This window comes from Nocardia sp. NPDC003693 (genome assembly GCF_053981095.1).
On record NZ_JBSFNO010000080.1, the window covers coordinates 1 to 4,749 of the forward strand.

The window sequence follows — 4,749 nt, forward strand, 5'->3', positions numbered from 1 at the left end:
GCGGCCTCGGACGGCGCGTGGGGCAAGGGCGCCGGCAAGGCGTTCACCGGCGGCGTCGGTGAAGGCGCCAAGGGCAACGAGGGCACCTCGGCCGCCCCCGGCTCACACCTGTGGCTCGCACTCGGTGTGCGAGCCACATCCCGACCGGGTGTCTCTGTCGGCACAGCTGCTTACAGTCTGGGCCGAATCACAAACGCGGAAAAACGGGGTTTCATGGGTACACAATCGCGACGCCGGACCGTCGGGGAGGTCAGTGCGGCGTCCGAGGATGTTTTCGATCCGACACCGGCGCAGCGGCGCGAGCTGCTACACAGACAGGACGGGCTACTGGAAGTTCCGGGCGTGCGACTCTCGCCCGAAGAGGCTGCGCGGCAGGCGGAGTCCTGCACGGAGTACTACACCGGGGCGGTCGAATGGCTGGAGATCCGGCTGCCCGTTGATGGCGGGCGCGGGTTGCCCGAGCAGCCGGGCCCGATCGGTCAGGTGCCCGCCGAGGTGGCGGCGGTGATCCTGGATCGCGCGACTTTGGCGTATGACGCCAAGGAGCGCCGAGCTGCCGAAGCGAGAAGCCTTGGGCTGATCGAGCATTGGTTCCACGAGCGCGGTCTCGAGTTCGTCGTCGAGACGGTGCTGCTCTCGGTGGCGCCTCCGCTGTCGTGGCAGACGTTCGAGCGCCGCTACGACGAGTCGATCGCGAAACTGCGACGTGTTCTCGCTCCGCTCCGTAATCGACTGGCGGCCTATGCTTCCGGGGATACTGCGCTGGACGGCGTCATCGAAATCATCGAGCGCTATCGCGCGGACGATCCGCACGGCACCTATCGCGCCGTCGCGGCGGTACTGCTGCCCTGGCGCGAGGACTGGGTGTCCGACGCGATCACCGTGTGCCGGGACCGGGAGCTCTACGCCCTCGCCAGCGTCCTGGTCGACGCGGTGAATTCGGTCGACCAGGTGATTACGCTGGGCCGGGTCCTGGGCGGACTTTCTCCCGATCCCGGTGTGGCGCTCTACAGCCCGGGCCAGATCATCACCCTGGTCGATGCCGTTGGTTTCGATGTGGTGCCGCTGCTGGCCGAGTGGCTCGATCATCCCAACGTGCGCGAGCGCAAGCTCCAGGTGCCCCTGGCCGGCGTGCTCGCTGTCATACCTACGGACGCGGCGCTCGCGGCGCTCGCGGACCGACCGGAGATGCCGGTGGCGGTGAAGGCCCTGCGGCAGGCCACGATTCGCTTCCCCCGTCGCGCCCTGCGCGTGCTCGATCCGACTCGCAACGCCGATACACTGTGCGCGCTCATCGACGATCGCCCCGATCTGGCTCGCGAGCAGTTGCCGCTGCTACCGGCGGCGACCGCCCGGCTGATCAACGCGGCTCTGGCCCCGGCCGTCACGGTCGCAGAGGACGCGCTGCCGGAGATCCTGCGAACGCCGCCGTGGCTGTGTGCCCAACCCGAGCCGACCGTGCTCGCCCTGCGAGCTCCCACCGGCATTCGCTGTGTGTGGCTGCCGGGAGAACGCGAACGATGGCTGGCGGATGTGGACCTGAGCCGCTACGAGCCGAAGCCCGACCTCCGGCCGCAGATGACCATCGACGTCATGGCAGCCAACGGTCTGATGATGCACCACATCGTCGAAATGCTCTTCGCCGGACCCGAATTCGCCCGCCCGCTGCTGCCCGGCGGGTGGCTGCGCGTGTTCTCGTCGCGCAACGAGCCGCTGCGGGCTCTCATCGCCACGTACGAGGCCGAGGCCCAGCCGCTGGCCCTGGCCACGGCGCGCAAGCGGGGGCGCGACTATGCCGATCTCGTCCTCGCCTACGAGAGTCCCGAGGCGGTCGCCGTGGCCGCGCAGTGGCTCGAGCGGAGCACGATGCGTGCGATGGGCGAACTCTATATGCACCGCCACGCCACCTACGCCGCGCGCGTGCTGATCCCCGGAGCGGTCGGCAAGAACGCCAAGGAACGCGAGGCACGCGGCCGGACCCTACGCATCCTCGCCGAGCTCGGCTATTCCGATGAAATCCGTTCGGCCGCCGCAGAATACGGAGCAGCTGCGACGGAGGCGACCGAGGCCGTGCTGGCCACCGATCCAGCCACAGCCCTGCCCGCCCGGATACCGGCGGTGCCGGACTGGGTGAACGCCGCAGCGCTTCCCCCGATCACCCTGCGCGCCAGCGGAATAGCGCTGGCTGCGACCGCCACCGCGCACGTGATCACCATGCTGCAACTGTCGGAGCCCGGCATACCCTACGTCGGATTGGCGGCGGTCGAACAGGAATGCGACGCCCGGTCACTCGCCGACTTCGGCTGGGCGCTCTACCAGCAATGGTGGCGGGCAGGCGGTCCCACGAAGCACGCCTGGATCTACGAGGCGGTGGGTGTACTCGGCGACGATCACACGGTGCGATCGCTGCTGACCGATATACACGACAGGCAGGCGAACGCGCGGTCGGTAAACGCGCTCGACATCTTCGTCACCATCGGCACCGACGCCGCCCTGCACGCCCTCACATCCATCAGCCGGACGGCCACCGCACATCGGGTCCGCGAGGGCGCCCGGGCCCGAATTCCCATGATCACCGACCGGCTCGCCGCCGCGGCCGGCCGATGATCGGGACAGCGGGTCAGGACGTCTTGTGCGGAACCGCCGCGACCAGACCGCCGTCCACGACGAACTCCGAGCCGGTGGCGTAGGAGGACTCGTCGCTGGCCAGGAACAGCACGAACGTCGCCACCTCCGAGGACTGGGCGGGGCGGCCCAGCGGGATCGTCACCAGATCGTCGGGGATGTCCGTCGTCATGGGTGTGCGGATCAGGCCGGGGTGCAGCGAATTCACGCGAATGTTGTGCGCCGCCAACTCCAGGGCGGCGGACTTGGCCAGGCCGCGCACCGCCCACTTGGAGGCCACGTAGCCGTGCGCCCAGGGCGCGCCGCGCAGGCCCTCGATCGAGGAGACGTTGATGATCGAGCCACCGCCGGCGGCGATCATCGGCTTGACCGCCGCGCGCATGCCCAGGAACGTTCCGGTCAGGTTGACGTCGATGATGGTGCGCCACTTGTCCAGATCGAACTTGTGCAGCGGACCGCCGTTGACGATGCCCGCGTTGTTCACCAGGACATTCAGCTTGCCGAAGGCGGTCTGGGCCTCGGTGACCGCAGCCGTCCACTGGTCGGGGTCCGTCACGTCCAGGTGCACGTAGCGCGCGGCGTCGCCGAGCGAATCGGCCAGCGCCTTGCCCTCGTCGTCGAGAATGTCGCCGATCACGACCTTCGCGCCCTCGGCGACCAGCAGTTGCGCGTGTGCCGCGCCCATCCCGCGCGCGCCGCCACTGATGAGGGCGACTTTGCCATCTACACGTCCCATGCGGCGACGCTAACACGCGATTGGAATAGTTTCCAGACTAGTGTCCGGAAATATGCTCGGGTACCGTCCGGGCGGATCAGGACTCGAGGTAGGCCGCGATGCCGCCGATGAGCCCGGCCAGGGCGTCGTCCAGATCCCCGTAGGTGCCCAGGGTGCGTTCGGAGGTGATGCCGCGCATCGCGGCGGGAATGAGCGCGGCCACGTGCCGGATCTTGACCCGGTCGAGGTTCAGGTCGGCGAAGGCGCGCTCACACGCGGTGTCCCAGTGCGGTTTCCACGAGGCGAGCTCGGCCGCGGTGCGGGGATAGTCGTGTTCGAGTTCGGCGTGATCGCGCGGCAGCGCGGCGCGCAGGGTCTCGATCGCCAGGGATTCGGGCCGGCGCAGGCCCGCCGCCATCGCGTGGATGAGCGCCGAAACGCGTTCGCGCAGTGTGCCATCGATCTTGACGCTGGCGGGCATGTCGCCGCGCTTGTCGGCGGTGTACCGCAGGACCGCGGCCCACAGTCCGTCGATATCGCCGAACTGGTACTTGACCACGCCCCAGGTCGCCCCGATGTCGCGGGCGATGCGATTGCCCGACACCGCGGCGGGATCGCCGGTGGCCAGCGAGGTGATCGCCGCCTCGAGCATGGACTCGCGCGACTGCGCGCCGCGCTTGTTCACCCGCCTCCCGGTTACCGCCAGATCCGTCACGGGGACCGATGATACCCGCGCTGAGCTGGGTGACATAGTTTCAAAGAACCCTCTTGTATTGTTTCACAGAGGGTTCTATTCTCGGATCGCCGAGCGTGTGATCCACCGATCCGCGCCCCTGCGCACAGCCCTCGATGGCGTGGAGGATCGAATGGCAAGAACACCCCTGTCGATGGAACCGACGGGATGGTTTCAAGTCGCCTGGAGTGCCGAGATCGCCCTCGGCGCGGTGCACACGATGAAGTACTTCGGCCGCGAGCTCGTCGCCTGGCGCTCGGCCTCGGGCAGTATCGCCGTATTCGACGCCTACTGTGAGCATTTGGGCGCGCACCTGGGCTACGGCGGGCGCGTGGACGGAGAGAACATCGTGTGCCCGTTCCACGGCTGGGAGTGGAATCGCGAGGGCCGCAACGTGTGCGTCCCGTACGAGAAGCACCCGAACCGCGGCCGCCGAATCCGCTCCTACCCGGCGGTGGAGCGCAACGAGGCGGTGTGGATGTGGTTCGACATCGACGGGCGCGCACCGTATTTCGACGTACCGGACATCTTCACCGCGTTCGACGACGGCAAGAGCGCCGCAGACTACTACCCGCCGGTGCGCGGACCAGGATCGGTCGCGCACACTGCGCTGTGCCGCGGCGGCGGTCCGCTCCCGCAGGCGCGGATCGTCCACCAGGCGGCGCACGTGGTCCAC

The 4,749-nt window shown here is 68.5% G+C and carries 4 protein-coding genes; 2 read left to right on the plus strand and 2 right to left on the minus strand.

Annotated features, from left to right (window positions below):
• Positions 1-2,607 (plus strand): hypothetical protein (locus ACWDOP_RS38885; RefSeq protein ID WP_456349076.1); only part of this gene is annotated, 2,607 nt, incomplete at its 5' end.
• Between the two features lie 13 nt (positions 2,608-2,620).
• Here ACWDOP_RS38885 and ACWDOP_RS38890 read toward each other — a convergent pair.
• Positions 2,621-3,361 (minus strand): glucose 1-dehydrogenase, encoded by a 741-nt coding sequence (locus ACWDOP_RS38890; RefSeq protein WP_456349077.1) that lies wholly within the window; start codon positions 3,359-3,361, stop codon positions 2,621-2,623.
• Between the two features lie 76 nt (positions 3,362-3,437).
• A complete protein-coding gene (locus ACWDOP_RS38895; RefSeq protein ID WP_456349078.1) occupies positions 3,438-4,091 on the minus strand; it encodes a TetR/AcrR family transcriptional regulator in 654 nt (217 codons plus the stop codon).
• A 115-nt stretch (positions 4,092-4,206) separates the two neighbouring features.
• Between ACWDOP_RS38895 and ACWDOP_RS38900 the strand changes: the two genes are divergently transcribed.
• Positions 4,207-4,749: Rieske (2Fe-2S) protein (locus tag ACWDOP_RS38900; protein WP_456349079.1), on the plus strand; the 543-nt coding region annotated here is incomplete at its 3' end.